Here is a 23845-nt window from a genome sequence, read left to right as displayed (position 1 = left end):
TTATTCGAGCGGTCTGCAAATCAAAGGCTGTTTGCCGGCACCTGCGGTTCGCGCCACCACTGGCCGCGCCATGCCCTAGAAGCATCTTTCTCAAGCGATCACTGTGTTTTCCAGGTCTCGAGCAGCATCCGCACAAATTTTTCGGCGGCTGGGGAAAGAGCGCTGCTGCGCCTTTGCACGATGCCTATCGTGCGGGAGACCACGGGGTTGACGATTGGCCGGGTGATAAGGAATGGGTGATCGTCCTGCGGCGTTGCCAGCCGCGGCAGGACGGAAATGCCAAGTCCGGCTTCGACGAGACCGAGCGACGTGTTGAGATGCGTCACCTCATAAAACCAGTTCAATTTTAGATTGTGTCGCGCAAGCGCACTGTCGAGAAGCGTCCTGTTGCCGCTCGAACGGTCCACGACGACCAGCGGATAGGCCTCCAGCTGGTCCCACTCAATCGTTTCGAAGGCTGCCAGAGGGTGGTCTTTCCTCATCGCCAGCACGAAGGGGTCATCGATGAGGGGCTCGAATGAAAGCTCGGGATCGGAATTGCCCATCAGGTTGATGCCGAATTCCACCTCGCCTCTGGCGACCGCCTGCAGACCCTCGTTGGCTGTCAGATCCCTGATCCGCAGCCTTATATGGGGATACTGCTGGCTGAAGGTCTTGATGACGGTCGGAAGAAAGTAAAAGGCGGCGGTGGGAACGCAGGCCATGGTGATAAGCCCGCGCCGTTGCGCGCCGTCCTTCATGGCAAAAAGCGATCCGTCAAATTCCTCGAGCATGCGCCGAACGAGCGGCATGACTTCCTGTCCCATGGCGGTGGGGGCAACGTGGCGCGTCGTTCTTTCCAGAAGTGGTGCGCCGATGGCCTGCTCCAGCTTCTGGATACGGCGGGTAAGCGCCGGTTGCGAGATATGCAGCGCCTCGGCGGCCCTGTGGAAACTGGCCAGTTCAACCACCGCTTGAAACGCCCGCAAATCCAGAATTTCACAATTGATGCTCATAACGCAATAAATCTCCAAAACATTGCATTTAACAGATTAGACTCTTTTGCTCATATTGCAACAACACGGCGCATTGATCCGACAAATGCAATATTGAGGCAACCCATGAACGATCTGCTGAAGATACCCTGTGTGCTGATGCGCGGTGGAACGTCGCGTGGACCGTTCTTTCTCGCATCCGATCTTCCCCGTGATCGGGCAGACCGGGACGCGGCCCTTCTTTCCATCATGGGGTCTGGCCATCCGTTGCAGATCGACGGCATTGGCGGGGGCAATCCGGTCACGTCCAAAGTTGCGATTATCGGCCCTTCCACGGTCAGGGGCGCTGACATCGACTATCTGTTTGCGCAGGTTCGGACCGACAGGCAGTATGTCGACTATTCGCCAAACTGCGGAAACATGCTGGCCGCCGTCGGGCCCTTTGCCATCGAAGCGGGGCTTGTCGAAGCGCAGGGCAAGGATACTCTTGTGCGAATCCATAACGTGAATACCGGCAAGCTGATCGAGGCGAAGGTTCCGACACGCGGCCGCGAGGTTATTTATCTCGGCGACGCCTCGATCGACGGAGTTCCGGGTCTGGCGGCGCCCATCGCATTGACATTCATGGATGCGGCAGGTGCGAAAACCGGCAAGCTTCTGCCGACCGGAAAGCCGGTCGATCTGATCGATGGCGTCAACGTGACTGCCATAGACTGCGCCATTCCGATGGTTCTCATCCGCGCAGCCGATCTCGGCGTGACGGGGTACGAGGATCCGCAAACCCTGAGCGCTAACAAGGATCTCATCGCACGGATGACCCGCATCCGCATCGAGGCCGGAAAGTTGATGGGAATGGGTGATGTGAAAGACATGGTCATTCCGAAACCGGTGCTCATTGCACCTGCCCGCAGAGGCGGCACTCTTTCGGTACGGTATTTCATGCCCAACGAGTGTCATCCTGCATTGGCGACGACCGGTGCCGTTGGCATCGCAACCGCGGCTGTCACCAAAGGCTCCATCGCTTATGATGCGGCCGGAGGCCTTTCGGTGCCGATCCAGATCCGTATCGAACATCCCGACGGCCGCCTCGACGTGCAGCTGGAGATGCAAAACGGTGCAATAACGGCCGGACTCGTAAGAACGGCGCGCAGGCTTTTTGAAGGCTTTGCCTTCGCGAAACCAACCGCTGCGATTGAAGACGCAGCCTAGACGCGGCCATAGTGGCGCAAAATATCGTCAAACCGGGAGGAGACCCTTATGCGTAAATATCTGCTTGCAACCGCGGCGCTCTGTGCGCTGGCGGCATCTGCCAATGCCGAATCCGTCAGGATGAGCGTTGGCTCGTACAACCTCAACAACCTGCCTTTCCCCGTGGCGGCGAGCCTTGGTTTCTACAAGGAGGAGGGCCTTGATGTAACGACCGAGAACTTTGCCCAGGGCGGATCGAAGGTTCTGCAGGCGCTTGTCGCGGGTTCCACGGACGTTGCCGTGGGCTTCTACGATCATACGATCCAGATGCAGTCGCAGAACAAGCACGTGGTAGGCTTTGTGCAGCTTGCCCGCAACTCGGGCTTGGTTCTCGCCGGCAAGAACGACACGGATTTCGATCCGGCCAAGCCCGAGACGATCAAGGGCAAGAAGGTCGGCATCACGTCGCCCGGCTCCTCTTCGGACTTCTTCATTCGCTATTACATGAAGCAGCATAATCTCAGCGACAACGACATCTCCATCATCGGCGTCGGTTCGGGCGCTGCGGCCGTTGCAGCCCTGCAGCAGGGCAAGATCGATCTGCTCGTCAATTACGACCCTGCCGCAACCATCGTCGTGGAGCGCGGGCTGGGCAAGATCCTCATCGATGCCCGTAGCGATCAGGGCGCAAGGGATGTCTATGGTGGCATCTATCCCACCTCGGTCCTTTACGCCACGCAGGACTATATCAACGCCAATCCGGAAGTGATCCAGAAGGTCACCAATGCGACGGTGCGGGCGCTGCACTGGATGAAGCAGCATTCTGCGGAGGAAATCGTCGCAAAGCTGCCCGATGATTTCGTGTCCGGCGACAAGCAGACCTACATCAAGGCCGTTGAAGCGGCCAAGGCGATCTTCTCCGAAGATGGCAAGTTTGAGCCTGCGGATCTCGAAACACCGCTGGCCGTTCTGAAAAGCTTCAATGATGCGGTCGCCAAGGCGACGATCGATCTCAACACCACCTACACCAACAAGTTCGTCGAGGCTGCGGCCTCGAAGGCCGCAAACTGAGAGGCCGCCATGTCTTTGCCAGCCAGAAAGCTAGAACCCGTGACGCAACTCGAACCCCAGCCGATGGTGGCAATCGACGACGTGACCATGGCGTTCGGTTCGTTTGTTGCGGTTCAAAACGTCAATCTCAAGGTCGGCGATGGCGAGTTTCTCTCCATCGTTGGGCCGACGGGATGCGGAAAGTCCACCATTCTCAACGCCATCGCAGGCCTATTGAAGCCAGCGCAGGGCAAGGTTTCCATCGACGGTTCGCTCGTTAAGGGCGTACAGAACAACATCGGATATCTGTTCCAGCAGGACGCGCTTCTTCCCTGGAAGACCGCGTTTCAGAATGTCGAGCTTGGCTTGATGTTCCGGGGCGTTCCCGAAAATGAGCGGCGCGCCAAGGTTCAGGCCTGGCTTGAAAAGGTCGGCCTCAAGGGCTTCGGAGACCGCTTTCCGCATCAGCTCTCCGGCGGACAGCGCAAACGCGTGCAGATGGCGCAGGCGCTCATCACCGAGCCGAAGGTCATCCTGATGGATGAACCCTTCTCCGCATTGGATATCCACACCCGCCACCTCATGCAGAACGAGTTACTGCGCCTGTGGCAGGAGGACCGCCGTGCGGTGGTCATGATCACCCATGATCTGGAAGAAGCGATTGCGCTCGGAGACCGGGTTGTCGTTCTCGCTGCCGGCCCGAAGAGCCGCGTCATCGAGAGCTTCCCTGTCGATCTTGAGCGGCCCCGCAACGTCGCGGAAATCAAACTCGATCCAAAATTCATGACGCTCTATCGCGATATATGGGCGTCCCTGCGTGGCGAAGTGGAGAAAAGCTATGCAAGCCGTTAATGTTCGTATCATCCAGATCGCTCTTCTGGTCGTGCTTTTGGGCGGGTGGCAGCTCGGTGTGACCTCGGGCGCCATCGACCGCTTCTTCTTTCCGGCACCCTATGACATCGTCAAACAGGTGATTGACTGGGTTGCCGATGCCGGTTTTTACAAACATGTCGGCATCACGCTGAGCGAAACCGTGCTGGGCTATCTCATCGGTACAGGTCTCGGTGTCGGCGCCGGCGTCTGGCTGGGCCTCAGCCCCTTCGTCGCGCGGGTGCTCGATCCTTTCATCAAGGCCGTGAACGCCATTCCGCGTGTCGTTCTGGCTCCGATCTTCGTGCTCTGGCTCGGTCTTGGCCTGTGGTCCAAGGTTGCGCTTGCGGTTACGCTCGTCTTCTTCGTCACCTTCTTCAACGCCATGCAGGGCGTGCGCGAAGTGAACCCGGTCGTGCTTTCCAATACCCGCATTCTGGGCGCCAAGCGTTCGGATCTGCTGCGTCATGTCTATTTCCCGGCGGCGGCGAGCTGGATTCTGTCGTCGCTGCGCACCTCCGTCGGATTTGCAGTGGTCGGCGCAATCATCGGTGAATATCTGGGAGCTTCCGCCGGTCTCGGCTACCTGATCGCCCGCTCGGAAGGCAACTTCGATGCGGTCGGCGTCTTCGCAGGCATCATCATCCTGGCGGTGTTCGTTCTTGTTATTGACCTCATTCTGGATTTTGCGGAGAAGAGGTTGATTACCTGGCGACCCAATGCAGGCGAGGAGCGTCCCGCATAAGCGGACTGAAATAAGATCATTTCCGTTGGGGCGGTCCGTGATCGCCCCTTTTTAAATAGCTGAGCCTTGCAAGCGAAATGGGGACGTCCAAATACTTCCATCCGCTGGACAAATTGCACATGCTGGACATCTACTACGCTGATTTCGACACCACCGTCATACCCTCGGACCCGGGCTGCCTGGAATTCGCCGGCTCCATCGATGTCGATGCGCACCGTTCGCTTCCAGCCCTGTTCGACAAGGCCCGGCGGGCAGGCGTCGATGGAAGGCGGCGTGGATATCCTGTCGCCTCTTTTGCTTGTGTTGCTGGTGCTTCTTGCCTTGCCGGCGCTGTCATGGGTCTTTTACGGGCTGATGGACTTGCGAGCCTATGCGGCAGTAGCGCCTCCACCGGTTTCGGATGGAATATTGCTGGAGGCCGAGAAGGTTCCCGCCCTTGCCGACGAGCTCGAACCGGTCTGCGGCGTGGCGAATTGTCAGCACTTGCCTATCCCGGGTAACACTTCATTTAGTGATTTTGTGAAATCTAAAATACGCAGGTTCCAAGGTTTCATCGGCGGAGCCGGTAGAACAAGCGGACCCATGACGACCCGCCCGGCGGCGGCTCGAAAAAGGCATCCGCTTGTCGCCCTATAAGGAGGGGCAACAGCTACCCGCGATGTTTCATTATTATTCCCCGGCCTCCTGAGAGGGCGGCTGGAGGAGTGCTTGCCTTGAGGCCATTCATGTCTTTCCTGAACAATACCAAGATAAAAACGAAGGTCGTTTTTGTCATCTCGTTGATGAGCCTGATGTCGCTTTCCGGAATAAGCTACGTCAGCCTGCAATATAAAGGCACCGACAGCGTCTATAGCGATTTCATCGGCCATGAGGCCCTTGCTGCGGTTCTGAACGCCAGAACCAGCGGGAACCTCAATGCACTTGGCATGCAGATGCTTCGCGCCAGCCTTAACGACCCGGCCAGCGCTGATTTCGAAGCTGCCGTCAAAACCTTCAGAGCCGACCGTAAGCAGCTCGAGGAACGCCAGAACAAGATCATGGAACTGGTGCCGGCGCGCACGGATGCCGCCCGCGATATTCTCAAGGGTGTCGTCGAAGTCGAGGAGACCGGCAATCAGGTCATCGCCCTCATGCAGGCAGGGCAACGCGCCGAAGCGCAGCAGATGGCGCTCAACGTGCTTCGGAAAATTGCCGAAGTCTCGCCAAAGATCAGCGCCGGCAATGAGCAGCTCATCCAGGTGATGAATGAGGGGAGAGAACGCCTTACAGCCAGCACCAATACGACGATCTGGACGGGCCTGATTACGCTCGCGCTCGTTTCGCTGGCCGTGATCGCACTTGGCTTGCTCATTTCCTCCCGGGGCATCACCACCCCGATTGCGCGGCTTCGTGCGCGTATGGAATCGCTCGCGGCCGGTGATACGGCAAGCGAAATTTCCGGAATGGATCGCAGGGATGAAGTCGGCCAGATGGCCGCTGCGGTTCAGGCGTTTCGCGAAAGCGCAATCGAACGCCTCCGGCTTGAGAATGAAACGGAGGCCAACCGGTCGACTTCTGAAAAGGACCGGATCGAGCGCGAGAAACAGAAGGCCAGGGAAGCTGCCGACGTGCAGTTTGCCGTCGACAATCTTGCCACGGCCCTTTCGAAGATCGCCCAGGGCGACGTTACTTACCGGATCGTTCAGCCGTTCGTCTCCGGTCTTGACGGTATCCGCGGCGATTTCAACCGGGCTGCGGAACAGTTGCAGTCGACCTTGAGCCAGGTGGCGCAGAACGCGCGCGGCATCGACGCCGGCGCCAACGAGATAAGGTCTGCGGCGGACGACCTGGCGAGGCGCACGGAGCAGCAGGCTGCCGCCGTTGAAGAGACCGCGGCTGCGCTGGAAGAGATCACCACGACGGTGAAGGACGCCACGAAACGGGCGCAGGAAGCGGGTCACCTCGTCGGCCGTGCAAAAGTCGGCGCTGAAAAATCCGGAGAGGTGGTGCAGCAGGCCGTCGCTGCAATGGAGCAGATCGCGACATCCGCCAATGAGATTTCCAACATCATCGGCGTGATCGACGAGATCGCGTTCCAGACAAACCTTCTGGCGCTGAATGCCGGCGTGGAAGCTGCCCGTGCGGGTGAGGCGGGCAAGGGCTTTGCCGTTGTCGCGCAGGAAGTTCGCGAACTGGCGCAACGCTCTGCCGGTGCGGCCAAGGAGATCAAGAACCTGATCACGACTTCCAACGGTCAGGTTCAGCAGGGCGTGCAGCTGGTTGGTGAAACCGGCAAGGCGCTGGAACTGATCGTGACGGAGGTGCAGGAAATCAACCGGCACGTTGCCGCCATCGCGGAATCAGCACAGGAGCAATCCTCCGGCCTTCAGCAGATCAATACGGCCGTGAACCAGATGGATCAGGACACCCAGAAGAACGCCGCCATGGTGGAAGAAAGCACCGCCGCCAGCCACGGGCTTGCACGCGAGGCCTCTTCGCTGAACGGGCTGATCGCGCAGTTCAAACTGTCCGAAGGCGGTTATGGCGAGGCCTCCGCGCCCGTGCGCACGGCATCGGTCGCTGACAGGCCCGCAGCCTCTCCCGCGCGTGCGCTTGGCGGCAGGATAAGGGCCGCGTTTTCAGGCAATGCCGCGTTGAATACTGCCCCCGACAACTGGGAAGAGTTTTGATCCTTGCCCTGCCTTAATGTCGCCTTCAATTGAGGCGCTGAGAGCATCGCTCTAAATATCGGCACCGGGGATCGGAGATCCCCGGTGTCCTGCTTTTGGGAAATATCCGCCCGTTGATGGCATGAGCGGCTTTCCGCTCCGGCGCTTGCAGCGACCGCCTTGCCCTGTGTGAACCAGTCGTGCTTCGGCCCAAATACGCGAAAGCATTTCTCAAAATATGCGGCTTTTGGAATGAGCGCCTTTGATAGCCTATTAAAAACATAGAAAATACACACAAAAGAAGGGCGAACGGATATGAAGATCCTTGGCATTTCCGGTAGTGTGAAGCGGCCGTCCCGCACGGCGCATGTCGTTGAACGAATTGTTGCCGCGATCGGGCGGACGGCGAAGGTTGAAACCGACCTCATCGATCTTGCCGATGCCGCCCCGGTTCTATTTCGGGCATTGCGCGCAGATGAGCTCGACGAGGCCGGGCGTGCGATTGTCAATGCCGTGGAGGCTGCCGATGTGCTCGTCGTCGGTTCGCCGGTCTATCGCGCGTCCTATACGGGCGCGCTCAAGCACTTATTCGATCTCGTCGATTTCCGTGCCCTGCAGGGTCGACGCGTGGTCCTTGCCGCGACCGGCGGCTCGCCGCTGCATGGCCTGATGCTGGAACACCAGTTCCGTCCGCTGTTCGGCTTCTTCGGCGCTGTTACCGTGCCGACGACGGTTTATGCCGTCGAGGTGGATTTTACCGGACACACGCTTTCAAACCCGGCTGTCGAAGCGCGCATTGAGCGCGCCGTCGCCGATCTGTTCGAGCTTTTACCCGCCAAAGCGCTTGGCGGCGGCGATCACCATCCGACCCTTTCCGTCGTTTCACGCGAAGCGGCTGCCAACTGAGATTGAGAGGAATTTATCATGACCGCACGCACAGCCGAGCCCGTTAAATTCGCCTATTGGGTTCCGAATGTTTCCGGTGGCCTTGTCATCTCGAATATCGAGCAACGCACCAGCTGGACCATCGACTATAACCGCAAGCTCGCGCAGATCGCGGAAGCGAGCGGTTTTGATTATGCGCTGAGCCAGATTCGATTCACGGCCGGTTACGGCGCTGATTTCCAGCATGAATCCGTGTCTTTTAGCCATTCCCTGCTGGAGTCGACAAAGACGCTGAAGGTCATTGCCGCCATTCTGCCGGGGCCGTGGAACCCGGCGCTCGCTGCAAAACAGATCGCCACGATTAACCACCTCACCAATGGCCGCGTTGCGGTCAACATTGTCAGCGGCTGGTTTCGCGGCGAGTTCCATGCCATTGGCGAACCGTGGCTCGACCACGACGAGCGCTATCGCCGCTCGGAGGAGTTCATCCGTGCATTGCGCGGCATCTGGACGGAAGACAGCTTCACCTTCCGCGGCGATTTCTATCGCTTCAACAATTATTCCCTGAAGCCGAAGCCGATCGATCCGCAGCCTGAAATCTTTCAGGGCGGTTCTTCGCGCGCAGCCCGCGATATGGCGGCCCGCGTTTCCGACTGGTACTTCACCAACGGTAACACCCCGGAAGAGATCGCAAGGCAGGTCGATGACATCCGTGCCAAGGCGGCTGACAACAATCATTCGGTCAAGGTCGGCGTAAATGCCTTCGCCATTGTGCGTGAGACGGAAGAAGAGGCAAAGGCCGTGCTTGCCGAAATCATCGAGAAGGCCAATCCGGAAGCGGTCAACGCTTTTGGCCATGAGGTGAAGAATGCCGGTAAGGCCTCCCCGGAGGGAGAGGGCAACTGGGCGAAATCCAGCTTCGAGGATCTCGTTCAGTACAATGACGGTTTCCGCTCAAACCTCATCGGCACTCCCCAACAGGTGGCGGAACGCATCGTGCGCCTGAAGCGCGCCGGCGCCGATCTCATCCTGCTCGGTTTCCTGCATTTCCAGGAGGAGGTCGAGTATTTCGGCAAGCACGTCATTCCGCTGGTGCGCGCACTCGAAGAGGCCGAAGAAAGCGCGGCGATTGCAGCCGAATAACGCAGGCAGAAAAGGTGGAGCGGCGGCCTTTGCCGCTCATCCGCCGAAAGTGCCGCAGCCGAACCGGACGGGACGCATGCGTTCGAACCTGCGCGGCCTGACGCGCATCGCTGTGAATTTTTCATCCCGGCTGCTAAAATTGGACGTTATTCGGGGCGTGCCGCCGAGATCGCGTGAGTTGAAATGTCAGTGAGCCGGAAGAATGCCATTGTCGCCATCATAGGCGGTGGATTTAGCGGGGCAGCGATTGCCCTTCATCTCCACCGAGCCGCTGGGGCGTTCGAAAATGTGCGGATCGTCGTGTTCGAGCCGAGAGCGGCATTGGGTGCGGGGCTTGCCTATTCCACGCCGGAGCCGGCCAACCGGATCAACGTGCCGGCCGGGCGCATGACGCTTTATCCTGATGATCCGGATAATTTCCTCCACTATCTCGACAGGTCGAACGCGCTTGCGGGCGATGCAGCAGCGGTTTTGCCCGATGGGCAGGCCTATCCGCAACGCAGGGTCTTCGGCGCCTATGTCGCGGCCGAGATCGCGCCTTTGCTGGATGCGGGCATTGTTGAGCACAGGCGCAGCACGGTGAAGCATGTGGCTCGCCATGCGGATGGCTGGGAGCTGCAAACCGCAGAGGGCGACAACCACTTCGCGGACATCGTGGTGGTTGCGACGAGCCATCCGCCGCCGGCGCTTCCGCAGGTGTTGAAACCGCTTGCCGGCCATCCGAAACTGGTGGCGGACTTGAATGCGGACGCCGCGCTGGAAAATATCGCCGCGGGTGACCGCATTCTGATCGTCGGCAATGGCTTGACCGCGGCTGATGCCTTTGCCGCGCTCCACCGGCGCGGCCATCACGCGCGGGTCGTTTCGCTGTCGCGCCGCGGTTTGCGGTCGCGTGGCCATCCGGCCTTGCCGCAGGAACCCTACGGCGATTTCGTCGATCCGCCGTCCAAAAGCGCGTCGGAACTATTGCGGCGGATTCGAGAGGCTGTGCGAGTGTCGCAAGCGGGCGGTGCGAGCTGGCATGGCGTTCTGGACGCCGTTCGCCTGCAGGGACGCGACATATGGCGGAACCTTCCGCTGATCGAAAAGCGCAGGGTGGTGCGGTGGCTGCGGCCCTTCTGGGACGCGCACCGGTTCAGGATCGCGCCGCAGGTGGAGAAACTTCTGGATGCGGCCATAATTTCGGGCCAGCTACAGATCGTCGCCGGGTCGCTTGTGTCCGCAAAGGCTGGCGAAGACGGTTCGTTGCATGTCGATCTGCGGTTTCGCGGTAAAAGGGAAATCGCGCGGCTCGACGTCGATGCGATTGTCGTGACAACCGGTCCCGCCCATGGTGGAATTCTGAAATCGCAGGCTTTTCTTTCCGGTCTGGAGCAGGCGGGTCTTCTGACCTTTTGCCCGACGGGGCTGGGCATCCGCTGCGACGAGCGATCCCGCGCCATCGACAGCCGCGGCCAGGCCATTGAAACGCTGCTGATCGGCGGTCCGCTGGCGCGCGGAACCTTCGGTGAACTGATGGGCCTGCCCCAGGTTACCGAGCACGCGATCTTCGTTGCCGGAGAGATCGCACGGAACCTTGCGCCAGCGGCGAGCAGCCCGGCCCCGGTCTGATCGCAACCTGACGCGGGGTTGGTGAGCCGGCGAGATGGCGGCTGCCATCAGGCGATGGCAGTTATCCCGGCCCGGTTATTTCCCTGTTCGCAGGCTAAAATCAGACGTCCAGATAAGACAAAATGGTTGCAGCGACGTCAGACGTCTCCTGCGTTTCACTCGAAGCCGCCACTGATGTGCTGGTCGCGCTGCCCTGGGTCGAAGTCGTCTCGTTGGTGGTTGAGATCAGGGAGGCGATATCCTGGACAGAGCTGTTGGTGGTCTTGGCGCTGTTCAAGGCCGTAACCTGCGCCGATGTCATGGCGGCGACCTGGCCTGGCGTGAAGGCTGCCGCCTGGGATGCCGTCAGGGCAGCGAGCGTACCCGTGCCCAATCCCGAGATCGCGCTCGAACTCAGGCTGATGATCTGTTCGGCGGAAAATGCCGTCAGGTCGTCGCCGCCAAGCGCGGCTGCCTGCAGCGCGTTGAGGACGCTGACCTGTGACAGTGACAGCGCTCCGATTTGCGCAGACCCCATCGCCGCGACCTGACCGTAGCTCAGCGCAGCCACCTGGCCCGTCGTCAAAGCGGCGATCTCCTGAGAAGACAGGGAGGCCACGACGGTGGCGGACAGTCCCTTTATCGCCGTCGAACTGATGGCGGCAAGTTCGCCGGTCGAGAATGTATCCAGATCATCCGCCGTCAATCCCGCAAGTCCGGCCGAACTCAATGCGGCGATCTGGCTGGTGGAGAGAGCTTCGATCTGGTCCTTGCCGAGGGCATTGATCTGATCGCTGGTCAATCCGGCGACACCAGCCGTGCTCAGGGCCGCAACCTCGGCAGTGGAAAGAGCGGCGATAAAGTCCGTGGACAGTCCCTTTATCGCGCTTGAGCCGATAGCCGCGAGTTCCTCCGTCGAGAAGGTTTCCAGCATCTCCGCGGACAGGCCCTTGAGCGCGTCCGAATTCAGCGATGCTATCTGCCGGGTGGATAATGTCTGGACCTGTTCAATGCTCAACGCGCCGGTCTGCACGCTGCCAAGGCCTGCAATCGCCTTGGCGTCCAGAGCCGCTATCTGGCTGACGGAAAGGGAGGCGATGTCGGCCGTATTCAGGGCCGCAACCTGTTTGGAGGTGAGGGCGCCGATCTGGGCATTGGTCAGCGCGCTCACCTGACCGGTGCCGAGAGCCGCGATCTGATCCGTGGTCAGGCCCGGTATTGCCGCCGCGCCGAGTGCGGCGATCTGAGCGGTCGTCAACGAGGCGATCGTGGCTGTCGACAGGCCCGAGACCGCATTCGAACTGATGGCGGCCAGCTCGGCGGCAGTGAATGTGTCGAGATCGCCGGCGCTGAGGGCCGCGATCTGTTTCGAACTCAGAGTGCCGATCTGACCACTGGTCAGGGCCTCGACCTGAAGGGTGTCGAGGGCCGTGATCTGATCGGTGGTCAGGCCCGCCGTGCCCGCCGTGCTGAGGGCGGCTATCTGGGCTGCCGAGAGCGAGGCGACACTGGCGACGCTTAGAGCCGCAACCTGCCTGGAGGTGAGGGCGGCGATCTGGGCGCTGGTGAGGGCATCCACCTGACCGGTGCCGAGGGCCGCGATCTGGGCGGTCGTCAGGCCGGGTACTGCCGCCGCGCCGAGGGCTGCGATCTGCGCCGTCGTCAGCGAAGCGATTGCCGCTGTCGACAGGCCCGAGATCGCACTCGAGCTGATGATAGCCAGCTCGGCGGCGGTGAATGTATCAAGGCCACCGGCGCTGAGGGCCGCTATTTGTTTTGCGCTGAGGACGCCGATCTGAGCACTGGTGAGGGCCTCGACCTGAGCGGTGTTGAGAGCGGCGATCTGATCGGTGGTCAAGCCCGCTATGCCCGCCGTGCTGAGAGCGGCTATCTGGGTTGCTGAAAGCGAAGCGATGCTGGCCACGCTGAGGGCGGCAACCTGTCTGGAGGTGAGGGCGCCGACCTGGATACTGATCAGGGCGTCGACTTGATCGCTCGTCAGGACTGCGACCTGCCCGGTGTTCAACCCTCCAACGCCAGCCGCACTCAAGGCTGCGACCTGGGCCGTGGTCAGCCACGCTATGGTCTCCGTCGACAAGCCCGGGATGGCACTTGAACTGATCGCGGCAATGTCCTTGGTCGAGAACGTTGCCATGTCGTCCGTGCCCAAGACCGCAATCTGTTTCGAGCTGAGAGCACCGACCTGTGTATCGGTCAAAGCCTCGACCTGCGCGGTGTCGAGGGCCGCGATCTGGTCAGTGGTCAGGCCCGTTATGCCCGCAGTGCTGAGGGAGGCTATCTGGGCTGCTGACAGCGAGGCGATGTCAGCCACGCTCAAGGCCGCAACCTGTTTGGAGGTGAGTGCCGCGATTTGGGTACTGGTCAGGACGTCCACCTGATCGCCAGTAAGCGCTGCGACCTGTCCGGTGCTCAACCCGCCAATGCCAGCCGTACTCAGCGCTGCGATCTGTGCTGTCGTCAGCGACGCTATGGTTTGGGTGGACAGGCCCGGGATTGCATTCGAACTGAGGGCGGCAATGTCCTTGGTCGAGAACGTCGCCATATCCTCCGCGCTCAGGGCAGCTATCTGCGTCGAGCTGAGAGCGCTTACCTGAGCGCTGGTCAAGGCCTCGACCTGCGCGGTGCTGAGGGCGGCGATCTGCGCGGTGTTCAACGCACCGATGCTTTGCACGTTCAGGGCGGCAATCTGGGCTGTCGTCAGGGAGGCGATGGTCTCTGCCGACAATCCGGAGATCGCACTGGAACTGATCGCGGCGATATCCTTGGTCGAGAATGTCGCAATGTTATCCGCGCTCAAGGCGGCGATCTGTTTCGAGCTGAGAGCGCCGACCTGGGCGGTGGTCAAGGCCTCGACCTGCGCGGTGCTGAGGGCGGCGATCTGCGCGGTGCTCAACGCACCGATGCTTTGTACATTCAGGGCGGCAATCTGGGCTGTCGTCAGGGAGGCGAGGGTCTCTGCCGACAGTCCTGCGATTGCGCTGGACGTGATCGCGGCGATATCCTTGGTCGTGAATTTCGCCAGATCGCCCGTCCCCAGCTGCGAAATCTGTGTGGAGCCGAGATTGACGATCTGCGCGCTCGTCAAGGCTTCGGCCTGGCTGGTGGTGAGGGTCGCCAGCTGTTGCGCGCTTAGTCCCGTAACGCCCGCAGCGCTCAGGGAGGCGATCTGGGCCGTTGAAAGAGCGGCGATGTCGTCTGTGCCGAGGGTGGCAATTTGTGCCGCGCTCAACCGCGCCATCTGCTTGGTCGACAGCGTGGAAACCTGATCGGTGCTGAGGGCGGCGATCTGGCCGGTCGAAAGTCCGAGGATGCCGGAGGTGCTCATTGCCGCAAGCTGGGCCACGGAAAGCGATGCTATATTGTCCGTGCTCAATGCCGCAATCTGCCCCGAGCCGAAAGCCGCGATCTGGGCTGTGGTCAGGGCCGCGAACTGATCGATGCTGAGGGCCGCAACCTGATCGCTGGTCAGACCTTTGATGCCCGATGTGCTCAACACGGCGGTTTGGCTGGTGGACAGGGCGGCCACATCGTTGCCCAGGGCGGCGACCTGAACCGAGCTCAACGCCTTGATCTGCGCGGTGGATAGAAGGCTGACCTGATTGCCGCTCAGGGCTTCGATCTGATCGGAGGTGAGGCCGGTGATGGCACTGGTGGTGAGGGCGCCGATCTGAGCCGTGGTGAAGGCCGCGATAACATCGGTGTTCAAGCCCGACATGGCTTTATTCGTGATCGCTGCGATATCGGCGGTCGAGAATGTCGCCAGATCCTCGATGCTCAGGGCTGCAAGCTGCGCTGAACTCAGGGACTTCACCTGCGTCGGAGACAGCGCCTCGACCTGCTCGGTGCTCAGAACTTCGATCTGATCGGCCGTCAGGCCGGCAATGGCGCTGGTGGTCAGGGCGGCGATCTGGGCGGTGGACAGCGCCGCGACTGCGTCCGCGCTCAGGCCGGACATGGCTTTGCCGGTGATTGCCGCGATATCGGCGGTCGAGAATGTTGCTATGTCCTCGGCGCTCAGGGCCGCAAGCTGGATCGAGCTCAGCAACTTCACCTGTGCCGAGGACAGGGCCTCGACCTGCTGGGTGCTGAAGGCTTCGATCTGGTCGGCTATCAGGTTTGCGACCACGCCGGTGCTGAGGGCGGCAATCTGAGCGGTTGACAGGGCCTCGATCTGAGCCGCGCTCAAGGCCTGGAACTGCGCTATACCGAGGGCGTTCATCTGGGCCGTCGTCAATGCGGCGATCTGCTCTTTGGTCAGCGTGCTGATCGTCTCCGTGCCCAGACGGGGCATGGCTTTGCCGGTGATCTCCGCTATATCGGCGGTAGAGAATGTCGCGATGTCTTCCGCGCTCAGCGCCACGAATTGCGCCGCGCTCAGCGACCTCACCTGTTCCGGCGACAGGGCTTCGACCTGGCTGGTGCTTAAGGCGGCGATGTGCGTCGTCTTGAGTGCGGCAATCTGGGCCGTCGTCAATGCGGCGATCTGGGCGGTGCTCAGGGTTTCGATCTGGTCGATCGTCAGGCCGGCAATCGTGCTTGCGCTGAGGGCGGCGATCCGATCCGGGCTAAACGCTGCGATTGCCTCGGTGCTGAGGCCCGGCATGGCCTTGACGGTGATCGCGGCGATGTCGGCGGTCGAGAATGTCGCTATGTCGTCTGTGCCGAGGGCAGCGAGTTGCATCGAGCTCAGCACTTTGACCTGCGCCGGCGACAGGGCTTCGGCCTGTTCCGGGCTCAGGACCGCGATCTGGTCGGTCGTCAGGCTCGCAACGGCGCTCGTGCTCAGGGCCGCGATCTGCTCGGGGGTAAGCCCTGCGATCACCTCCGTGCTCAGGCCCGGCATGGCTTTGCTCGTGAGCGCTGCGATATCGGCGGTTGAGAACGTCGCTATATCTTCAGCGCTCAGGGCGGCAATTTGCGTCGCATTGAGGGCGCGCACCTGAGATGAGGTCAAAGCCTCCGCCTGTTCCGTCGTCAGGGCATGGAGCTGGGTGGTGGTGAGCGCAGAAATCTGGCTCGAATTCAGGCTTTTGATGGCGTATTGATCGAGAATGTTGAGCTGATCCAGTGTCAGGCCAACGATGGCGCCCTGCGAAATGGCGCTCAACTGTTGTGAGTTGAGGACTTTCACATCCTCCACATCCAGTGCCGCGATCTGATCCGAGGAGAGCGCCTTGATCTGCGTTGTAGAGAGCGACGCGACGTCCTCGGTTGTCCAGGCCGCGACCGCCTCTGTCGAGAGATATCTGATCTGATTGACGTTCAGGGAAGAAATGATCGACGTCATGTCTGAAAAATCCTAAAGTCCAGGCCCAACAGGTGGATTTTCCGCCCGAGCCCACCAGAGGGGCATCGGTTACGCAGGTCCACCATTTTTCAGATGTTGAGTACGCAATCGGGCTTGCCTGAACCTTAAGTTGCTACGCTTCAGCCGCCGTCACCTCAAAGGGGTGAATGCAGAAATGCCGGCATGGGAGCGCCCTCCGCTCGCCGGGCGAGATAGAGCCGGGCGGTGTCGAGCGCCTCGCGAATGGTCGCATCCATGTCGAGATAACGGTAGGTCCCGAGCCGCCCAACGAAGGTGACCGACGCTTCCCGTTCGGCGCGCGCCACATATTCGGCGAGTTGTTCTTTGTCCTCGACCAGCCGGATGGGATAATAGGGAATGTCCTGCGGGCCGCATTCATGGGAGAATTCCCTGTAGCAGACTGAGCCGGCATGGTCTTCCCACGGAGAAAAGTGCTTGTGTTCGGTGATGCGAGTAAAGGGCACCGAGACGTCGCCATAATTCATCACCGCACAGCCCTGATAGTCGCCGTCATAGGTGAAGCGCTCGAAGTTGAGCGTCCGGTACGCCAGACGGCCGAATTCGAAGTCGAAATAGCCGTCGAGCGGACCGGAATAGAAGACGTGTGCGGAGGCCGGCGCTTCGGCGCGCTGGAAATGGGTGCCAAGTTTGACGCTGATATTCGGATGATCGAGGATGCGTTCGATCATGTCCGTATAGCCGGTTTCCGGCATGCCCTGATATTTGTGGAAGAAGTAGTTGTCGTCATAGTTGAAGCGCACGGGCAGGCGTTTCAGGATCGAGGCCGGCAGTTCCGTCGGCGAGCAACCCCATTGTTTCTCGGTGTATCCCTTGAAGAAGGCTTCATAGAGATCGCGGCCGACGAAGCGCAGCGCCTGCTCCTCGAAGGTCTGTGGATCGGTAATCGACTTGTCGGCCTTTTCCTCGATGAAGGCTCTGGCTTCATCGGGCCGGAAATTCTTGCCGAAGAACTGGTTGATCGTGTGCAGATTGACCGGCAGCGAATAGACGCGCTCGCCGCTCGTCGTTTTGACGCGGTTCTTGTAAGGCATGAATGTCTGAAAGCCGTTCACATATTCCCAGACTTCCTTGTCGTCGGTATGGAAAATATGCGGACCGTAAACATGCACCATAACGCCGGTCTCACCGTCGCGTTCGGTGTGGCAATTGCCGGCAATGTGATCGCGGGCATCGACGATATCGACCCTGTGGCCTGCCAGCGCCAGCTCCCGGCCGATGACCGCGCCGGAAAGCCCGGCGCCCACAATGACAATTCTTTCGTCCGCGAACATTGCTAAGTCAGTCCTGTTCATCCATCGCCTTGCGGGCGGTCAAGATTTGTCGGGAGGCGCCGCACGGCGCTTGTCCTCGCCGGTGTCGTTCGATCCCCGCTCAATTGTCCGGTTTCTGCCAGAGGCGGCGGTCATAGGGGATCGGCGCATAATCGTGCCATTGCCTCAGCTTCTTCAGGTAGCGCTCGCGGTAACTCTGTTCGTCCTCGAACTCGATGTTTTCCTGCAGCGCTTCTGCACCTGCTTCGTAATAAATATCGAGATTGCTGAGGTCGGGCACCGGGGTCTCGCCACGCTCGCATTCACCCTGCATTTGCCAGAAGAGTTCTTCGAGACGCCGCGCCAGGGCGGGAATATCGCGCAGGACGCTGGTGTCGCGCTGCCGGGCGATCGATTCCCTGACCTCCAGAAGGCTCTTACGGTCGCGTTCGAAACCGATGGCGCGGGCGACATAATCTTCCGGTGAGGAGCAGATCATCTCCGGCACGCCCGCCGCGGTGACGATGCTGCCGCAGAAGCGTGCGGCAAAGGTCTTGCCCGACATGGTGAGAACCGGCAGGCCTGAGGTTATCGCATCCGACGCCGTGGAATGCGCGCCATAGGGGAACGTGTCGAGGAACAGATCGGCAAGACCGATGCGCGCAATATGCTGCGGGTTTTGGGCCTTCGGTGCGAAGATGAGCCTGTCGGACGCGACGCCGCTCTTTTCCGCAAGGTCTCGCAGCCGTTGATTGACGTCGTCATCACCCGCCAGCAGCCACAACAGGCTGCCGGGCGTCTCCGACAGGATCGTCATCCAGCGGGCGAAGCAGTTTTCCGTGATCTTCTGCATGCCGTTGAAGCTGGCATAAACGAATGCATCCTCCGGCAATCCGACCTCTGCCCGGGTCGGCCGGGGGGCGATGGACCGCTTCCGGTCGAGGGGCTGGTCGCAGGCGATGCGGAGCACCTTCTCGGAATAGTAGATCTCGTTCTCCGGCGGGATCATGTAGCCGTCGGAGATCAGATATTGATGGAACGGGCTTCCCATCGATCCGGGATAGCCGCAGAAGCTGGCGATGACCGGTGCGGGGCGATAGGCGAAGATTTTCGTGCGGGCATCCTTGGTGTAGCCATTCACGTCGATCAATATATCGATCTCGTCGGCAATGATCTGAGATGCCGCCGTGGCGTCATCCATGCCGTGAATATCACGCCAGCAATCAACCGCGGCCTTGATGCGCGCCTGCGTGCTGTCAGTGCCGCGGACATTGCCGCAATAATAGGCGAAGACCTCGATGCTGTCCTTGTCATGCAGTTCCAGAACTTCGCAGAGGGCGAAGCCGACGGCATGATCGCGAAGATCCGACGAGAGGTAGCCGACGCGCAGACGCTGGCCGGTGCCGGATTTCTGCTTCGGTGACCTGCGCGGGAACCGGCTGAGGTCCGGACGCGCACCGACCAGCATCTTGCTGAGGCGATATGCCTTGGCGAGCTGGAACATCGGGTCGTCGGCGTAACAGCTCAGCGTCAGCGACGACATCGCATCGAGCATCTTGCGCACGGGAATATGGCTCGAAGGGGCAAGTATGGGCCATTTGCACTGGCGCTGCCGCAACGATGCCCAGTGCTGGCCGGCCTCCGGCAGTTCCGGCCGCAGTTCGAATGCCTGTAGCAAGGCGGTCTCGGCCTCTTCGAGCTTTCCGGCGCCTTCTAGAACCCTGCCCATATTCTGCAGGGTCATATGCCGATGGCCGATTGTCTCGGCGTCGACGCTTTTCGTCGCTTCGGCATAATGCGACCATTGCTCCACCGCGTGGCCGATCAGCCCGGCATCTTCAAGCGCGCGGCCGAGATTGATGTGGCCGGGCGCGAATTCCGGGTTGGCCTTCAGGCAGGCGCGAAACGCCTGTACAGCGCCGGCCCGATCGCCCAGCTGGTTGAGCATGACGGCATAGTTGAAATAGGCGAGATGGATCGTCGGGTTGTTGTCGTTGAATGCGACCCAGGTCTTGTAAAGTTCCGCCGCCGCCGCCTGTTGCCCGGCGGCATTGAGCGCCTCTGATATGCTCAGCAGATCCATGAGGCTCAGCCGCTGGTTCCGCGCAAGATCGAGTGCACTCGGAGCGGTGTCGTCATTTGATGGGGAGACTTGGTTGGCGGTCATGACATCCTGCGGCAAGGCGACAAAGGGTCGAAGATAAGAACAGCCTGTTGATGGGCCATCCTTAGCTATCGCAGGTAACTTGCCTGTGGCTGGATGTATTGAGATCCGGGTTGCTTGCGCTGATCAGCCGCGGGCTTTGAGGAGCGAAATGTCCTTCCAGTCGAACGGTCGCCTGGGAGGCAACGGATCAGTCAGGCCAAGGGACCAATTGCTGATATTTTCTCCGGGCGAGAATGCCTCAGCTCATTGTTCTGTCGCGCTATGAAAGCATTGTTTCGATAAACGATGCAGACGAATTTTTCAGAAATCTTTCGAAGTATTCTGCGACGAAAAGGCCACGACGCGGCTTCGGGCCGCGTCGTGGATTGTCTTGTTTCTTAAATTTTATACACCCTTGTAAGCCTTGATGACCGCTTCAACCTGTGCGTCGTTCATGACTTTCAGCTGCTGGGCCGAAAGAGCTCCAGCCTGGGCGGTGCTGAGGCCGCCGATAGCCGCGGTGGAAAGACCGGCGACGGCATTGGCGCTGATAGCCTTGATCTCGTCTGTCGAGAACAGCGCCAGCTCGGTGCTGTTGAGCGTAGCGACCTGAGCAGAATTCAGACCAGACACCTGTTCGGAGGTCAGTGCCGCGATCTGATCGGTCGAGAGGGCTGCGAACTGCGTCGAGGACAGTGCTGCGGCCTGAGCCTTGCTAAGTGCGGCGATATTGCCGGTGCTGAGCTTGGTGGCGTCGAGACCGCCGAGAGCCTTGGCGGTGATCGACTTGACTTCGTCCGCCGTGAAGGTGGCAAGGTTCGCGGAGTTGAAGGCGTTGAGCTGCGTCGAAGACAGGCCCGCAATCTGGGTCTTGGTCAGTGCTGCGGCGTTGTCGGTGGTAAGCGACGTAATAGCCGCAGTCGTCAGACCGGAGACGGCAGTGGCGGCGATGGCCTTGATCTCATCGGTGGAGAAGAGGGCCAGTTCGTCGCTGCTGAGCGTCGCGACCTGAGCGGAGCTGAGACCGGACACCTGATCGGAGGTGAGGGCCTTGATCTGGTCGGTCGACATGGCGGTAAACTGTGCCGTTGAGAGGGCCGAAACCTGTGCCTTGCTGAGTGCGGCGATATTGCCGGTGCTGAGCTTGGAGACATCAAGGCCAGCGAGCGCCTTGGTTGTGATTGCCTTGACTTCGTCTGCCGCGAAGGTGGCGAGGCTAGCCGAGGTCAGCGCGTTGAGCTGCGTGGACGAGAGGCCCGCAATCTGGGTCTTCGTCAGGGCTGCTGCATTATCGGTGCTGAGGGCGGCCAGGGCCGCGGTAGAAAGACCGGCAACGGCGTTGGCGGCGATAGCCTTGATCTCATCCGTGGAGAAGAGAGCCAGCTCGTCGCTGCTGAGCGTGCCGACCTGAGCGGAGCTGAGGCCAGCGACCTGATCGGAGGTGAGAGCCTTGATCTGGTCGGTCGAGAGCGCCGCGAACTGCGTCGAGGAAAGCGACGTTACCTGAGCCTTGGTCAGTGCGGCGATGTTGCCGGTGCTGAGCTTGGTCACATCGAGACCGGAGAGCGCCTTGGTGGTGATCGCCTTGATCTCGTCTGCCGTAAAGGTGGCGAGGTTTGCGGAGGTCAGTGCGTTGAGCTGCGTGGACGAAAGGCCGGCAATCTGGGTCTTCGTCAGGGCAGATGCATTGTCGGTCGTAAGGGCAGCGAGGGCTGCGGACGAAAGGCCGGCAACGGCGTTGGCGCCGATGGCCTTGATCTCATCGGTGGAGAAGAGAGCCAGTTCGTCGCTGCTGAGCGTCGCGACCTGAGCGGAGCTGAGACCGGACACCTGATCGGAGGTCAGCGCCTTGATCTGGTCGGTCGACATGGCGGTAAACTGTGCCGTTGAGAGGGCCGAAACCTGTGCCTTGCTGAGTGCGGCGATATTGCCGGTGCTGAGCTTGGAGACATCAAGGCCAGCGAGCGCCTTGGTTGTGATTGCCTTGACTTCGTCCGCCGTGAAGGTGGCGAGGCTAGCCGAGGTCAGGGCGTTGAGCTGCGTGGACGAGAGGCCGGCGATCTGCGTCTTCGTCAGGGCCGTGGCATTGTCGGTCGTAAGGGCAGCCAGAGCCGCCGTGGAAAGGCCAGCGACCGCATTGGCGCTCAAGGCGCCGATCTCTGCCGTGGAGAAGAGGGCCAGTTCGTCGCTGCTCAGTGTGCCGACCTGGGCGGAGCTCAGACCAGAGACCTGCTCGGAGGTCAGCGCCTTGATCTGATCAGTCGACATGGCGGCGAACTGCGTCGAGGAAAGCGACGTTACCTGAGCCTTGGTCAGCGCGGCGATGTTGTCGGTGCTGAGCTTGGTCACATCGAGACCGGAGAGCGCCTTGGTGGTGATCGCCTTGATCTCGTCTGCCGTAAAGGTGGCAAGGTTTGCGGAGGTCAATGCGTTGAGCTGCGTGGACGAAAGGCCGGCAATCTGGGTCTTCGTCAGGGCAGATGCATTGTCGGTCGTAAGGGCAGCGAGGGCTGCGGACGAAAGGCCGGCAACGGCGTTGGCGGCGATCGCCTTGATCTCGTCTGTCGAGAAGAGAGCCAGTTCGTCGCTGCTGAGCGTCGCGACCTGAGCGGAGCTGAGGCCAGAGACCTGCTCGGATGTCAGCGCCTTGATCTGATCAGTCGACATGGCCGCAAACTGCGCCGTGGAGAGGGCCGAAACCTGCGCCTTGCTGAGTGCGGCGATATTGCCGGTGCTGAGTTTGGTCACATCGAGACCAGCAAGGATCTTGGTGCTGATCGCCTTGACTTCGTCTGCCGAGAAGGTTGCAAGGCTGCCGGAGCTGAGCGCATTGAACTGCGTGGAAGACAAGGCGGCGATCTGCGTCTTTGTCAGCGCGGCTGCATTGTCGGTGCTGAGGGCGGCGATGGCTGCTGTGGAAAGACCAGCGATGGCAGTGGCGCTGATCGCCTTGATCTCGTCGGTAGAGAAGAGGGCCAGTTCGTCGCTGCTCAGTGTTGCAACCTGAGCGGAGCTGAGGCCTGCGACCTGAGACGAGTTGAGTGCCTTGATCTGGTCGGTCGAAAGGGCGTCAATCTGGCTGGCATAAAGGGCGGTAACCTGAGAGGACGACAGGCTGCTGACCTGAGCGGAGCTCAGTTTCGCCATCTGGGTGAGGGTCAGACCCTTGACTGCGGTCACGGAAATGGCGCGCAGGTCCTCAGAGCTGAAAAGAGCAAGGTTATCCGTGCTCAAAGACGCGATCTGAGATGACGAAAGAGCCTTGATTTTGGTGCTATCAAGAGCATTCACGTCTTCCGACGTCAGGCTGGCAATGGTGGACGTCGAAAGCTTGGAAATCTGCACAGCAGACAATGAGGAGAGGATCGAAGTCATGAACGTGTCCTTTACCGAATGGCGGATGGTCACGCCTATCTGCTGCCAGACACTGCCTATGATGACAGCGGTCCGACATCCGCAAATAAAGCGAAATTGTGGAGAACATGGCTCATGTGAACCTGCGCTGGAAACGCTTCATGCAATTCGAGCCGGAGATAGGGGGCCCGGATTTTCCACGCTAGCTTGTGCGAATGCCGCTCAATAATTTCTGCCGCTTAAGATTTTCGCGACGAGCGTGTCATATCAGGCCAACATTTAAAGCCTAGTTAATATTTGGAGGCGTCGCATTTTATTCTTGATGTTTTCGTATCTTAGAGTCTTGTAGAGTATAAAATCACGAAGCCAACTATCGTTTCGATCAGCTTCCACTGCGGGCAATCAGACGTGATGGCTCACGGATAAGTAGTATCCGTTTGGAGGGGCGAACGCGCAAGGGTTTGACCGTTATTTTCATCTAAAACTGTCCCGCGATTCTTGCCGGGCGCTGACCCACCTATGTAACGGCTGCCAGAATCGGACAATGCTTTGCTTTGTCACCGTTATTTCGGGTGCCGTGTAGTTGGTTTTTTTAAAGCGGAAGCTGTTCTTTCCGGTTTCCGGGCCACGGCAATGCTTTAGACGGGCGGGC

At 60.2% G+C, this 23845-nt stretch carries 14 protein-coding genes; 9 read left to right on the top strand and 5 right to left on the bottom strand.

All coding sequences use genetic code 11. The features are described from left to right. Positions 1-98 precede the first annotated feature (98 nt). Complete coding sequence (locus BTE54_RS20095) at positions 99-995, bottom strand: LysR family transcriptional regulator (RefSeq protein WP_003510199.1); 897 nt, start codon at positions 993-995, stop codon at positions 99-101. Between the two features lie 105 nt (positions 996-1100). On the opposite strand from BTE54_RS20095, the gene BTE54_RS20090 reads away from it, so the two are divergent. The 9 genes from BTE54_RS20090 to BTE54_RS20050 all read left to right on the top strand — a co-directional run bounded on the left by BTE54_RS20090 (position 1101) and on the right by BTE54_RS20050 (position 11114). Continuing rightward, the gene (locus BTE54_RS20090; protein ID WP_078053728.1) at positions 1101-2183 is read left to right on the top strand and encodes a 4-oxalomesaconate tautomerase; all 1083 of its coding nucleotides are present in this window, start codon (positions 1101-1103) and stop codon (positions 2181-2183) included. Between the two features lie 48 nt (positions 2184-2231). Then, positions 2232-3233, top strand: coding sequence for an ABC transporter substrate-binding protein (locus BTE54_RS20085; protein ID WP_003523942.1), 1002 nt, complete (start codon positions 2232-2234; stop codon positions 3231-3233). Between the two features lie 63 nt (positions 3234-3296). Next, complete coding sequence (locus BTE54_RS20080; protein WP_003510194.1) at positions 3297-4064, top strand: ABC transporter ATP-binding protein; 768 nt, start codon at positions 3297-3299, stop codon at positions 4062-4064. Then, positions 4051-4827, top strand: a complete 777-nt coding sequence (locus BTE54_RS20075) for an ABC transporter permease (RefSeq protein WP_003523941.1) — start codon at positions 4051-4053, stop codon at positions 4825-4827. Before BTE54_RS20080 ends, BTE54_RS20075 begins: the two co-directional genes overlap by 14 nt. A 201-nt stretch (positions 4828-5028) precedes the next feature. Beyond that, a complete protein-coding gene (locus BTE54_RS25345; protein ID WP_223215608.1) occupies positions 5029-5463 on the top strand; it encodes a hypothetical protein in 435 nt (144 codons plus the stop codon). 89 nt (positions 5464-5552) lie between these two features. Further along, the gene (locus tag BTE54_RS20065) at positions 5553-7496 is read left to right on the top strand and encodes a methyl-accepting chemotaxis protein (protein ID WP_065657464.1); all 1944 of its coding nucleotides are present in this window, start codon (positions 5553-5555) and stop codon (positions 7494-7496) included. A gap of 294 nt (positions 7497-7790) precedes the next feature. Beyond that, a complete protein-coding gene (gene msuE, locus BTE54_RS20060; RefSeq protein ID WP_078053726.1) occupies positions 7791-8381 on the top strand; it encodes an FMN reductase in 591 nt (196 codons plus the stop codon). An 18-nt stretch (positions 8382-8399) separates the two neighbouring features. Continuing rightward, on the top strand, positions 8400-9503 hold the full coding sequence (gene sfnG / locus BTE54_RS20055; RefSeq protein ID WP_078053725.1) for a dimethylsulfone monooxygenase SfnG: 1104 nt from the start codon (positions 8400-8402) through the stop codon (positions 9501-9503). 183 nt (positions 9504-9686) lie between these two features. After that, a complete protein-coding gene (locus BTE54_RS20050) occupies positions 9687-11114 on the top strand; it encodes an FAD/NAD(P)-binding protein (RefSeq protein ID WP_078053724.1) in 1428 nt (475 codons plus the stop codon). 100 nt (positions 11115-11214) lie between these two features. Here the strand turns inward: BTE54_RS20050 and BTE54_RS20045 are convergent, their stop codons facing one another. The 4 genes from BTE54_RS20045 to BTE54_RS20030 form a co-directional block, all read right to left on the bottom strand. Further along, positions 11215-16401, bottom strand: a complete 5187-nt coding sequence (locus tag BTE54_RS20045; RefSeq protein WP_078053723.1) for an ice nucleation-like protein — start codon at positions 16399-16401, stop codon at positions 11215-11217. A gap of 155 nt (positions 16402-16556) precedes the next feature. Further along, positions 16557-17714: a UDP-galactopyranose mutase gene (gene glf, locus BTE54_RS20040; RefSeq protein ID WP_078053722.1), complete on the bottom strand. Its 1158-nt coding sequence runs from the start codon at positions 17712-17714 to the stop codon at positions 16557-16559. A gap of 100 nt (positions 17715-17814) precedes the next feature. Then, the gene (locus BTE54_RS20035) at positions 17815-19860 is read right to left on the bottom strand and encodes a hypothetical protein (RefSeq protein ID WP_078053721.1); all 2046 of its coding nucleotides are present in this window, start codon (positions 19858-19860) and stop codon (positions 17815-17817) included. A gap of 384 nt (positions 19861-20244) precedes the next feature. Next, positions 20245-23214 carry an ice nucleation-like protein gene (locus tag BTE54_RS20030; protein ID WP_078053831.1) on the bottom strand — a complete coding sequence of 990 codons (2970 nt, stop codon included), beginning with the start codon at positions 23212-23214 and terminating at the stop codon, positions 20245-20247. Between the last annotated feature and the right edge of the window lie 631 nt (positions 23215-23845).

It is taken from the genome of Agrobacterium sp. YIC 4121 (genome assembly GCF_002008205.1).
GTDB classification, from domain to species: domain Bacteria; phylum Pseudomonadota; class Alphaproteobacteria; order Rhizobiales; family Rhizobiaceae; genus Agrobacterium; species Agrobacterium leguminum.
The sequence above is the reverse complement of the archived record's forward strand: the minus strand, read 5'-3'. Positions and strand labels throughout refer to the sequence as shown.

Excerpts from the sequence above, each read along its gene's own strand:
- BTE54_RS20095 (WP_003510199.1), bottom strand. The coding sequence starts at position 995 with ATGAGCATCAATTGTGAAATTCTGGATTTGCGGGCGTTTCAAGCGGTG.
- BTE54_RS20090 (WP_078053728.1), top strand. The coding sequence starts at position 1,101 with ATGAACGATCTGCTGAAGATACCCTGTGTGCTGATGCGCGGTGGAACG.
- BTE54_RS20085 (WP_003523942.1), top strand. The coding sequence starts at position 2,232 with ATGCGTAAATATCTGCTTGCAACCGCGGCGCTCTGTGCGCTGGCGGCA.
- BTE54_RS20080 (WP_003510194.1), top strand. The coding sequence starts at position 3,297 with ATGGTGGCAATCGACGACGTGACCATGGCGTTCGGTTCGTTTGTTGCG.
- BTE54_RS20075 (WP_003523941.1), top strand. The coding sequence starts at position 4,051 with ATGCAAGCCGTTAATGTTCGTATCATCCAGATCGCTCTTCTGGTCGTG.
- BTE54_RS25345 (WP_223215608.1), top strand. The coding sequence starts at position 5,029 with ATGTCGATGCGCACCGTTCGCTTCCAGCCCTGTTCGACAAGGCCCGGC.
- BTE54_RS20065 (WP_065657464.1), top strand. The coding sequence starts at position 5,553 with ATGTCTTTCCTGAACAATACCAAGATAAAAACGAAGGTCGTTTTTGTC.
- msuE (WP_078053726.1), top strand. The coding sequence starts at position 7,791 with ATGAAGATCCTTGGCATTTCCGGTAGTGTGAAGCGGCCGTCCCGCACG.
- sfnG (WP_078053725.1), top strand. The coding sequence starts at position 8,400 with ATGACCGCACGCACAGCCGAGCCCGTTAAATTCGCCTATTGGGTTCCG.
- BTE54_RS20050 (WP_078053724.1), top strand. The coding sequence starts at position 9,687 with ATGTCAGTGAGCCGGAAGAATGCCATTGTCGCCATCATAGGCGGTGGA.
- BTE54_RS20045 (WP_078053723.1), bottom strand. The coding sequence starts at position 16,401 with ATGACGTCGATCATTTCTTCCCTGAACGTCAATCAGATCAGATATCTC.
- glf (WP_078053722.1), bottom strand. The coding sequence starts at position 17,714 with ATGTTCGCGGACGAAAGAATTGTCATTGTGGGCGCCGGGCTTTCCGGC.
- BTE54_RS20035 (WP_078053721.1), bottom strand. The coding sequence starts at position 19,860 with ATGACCGCCAACCAAGTCTCCCCATCAAATGACGACACCGCTCCGAGT.
- BTE54_RS20030 (WP_078053831.1), bottom strand. The coding sequence starts at position 23,214 with ATGACTTCGATCCTCTCCTCATTGTCTGCTGTGCAGATTTCCAAGCTT.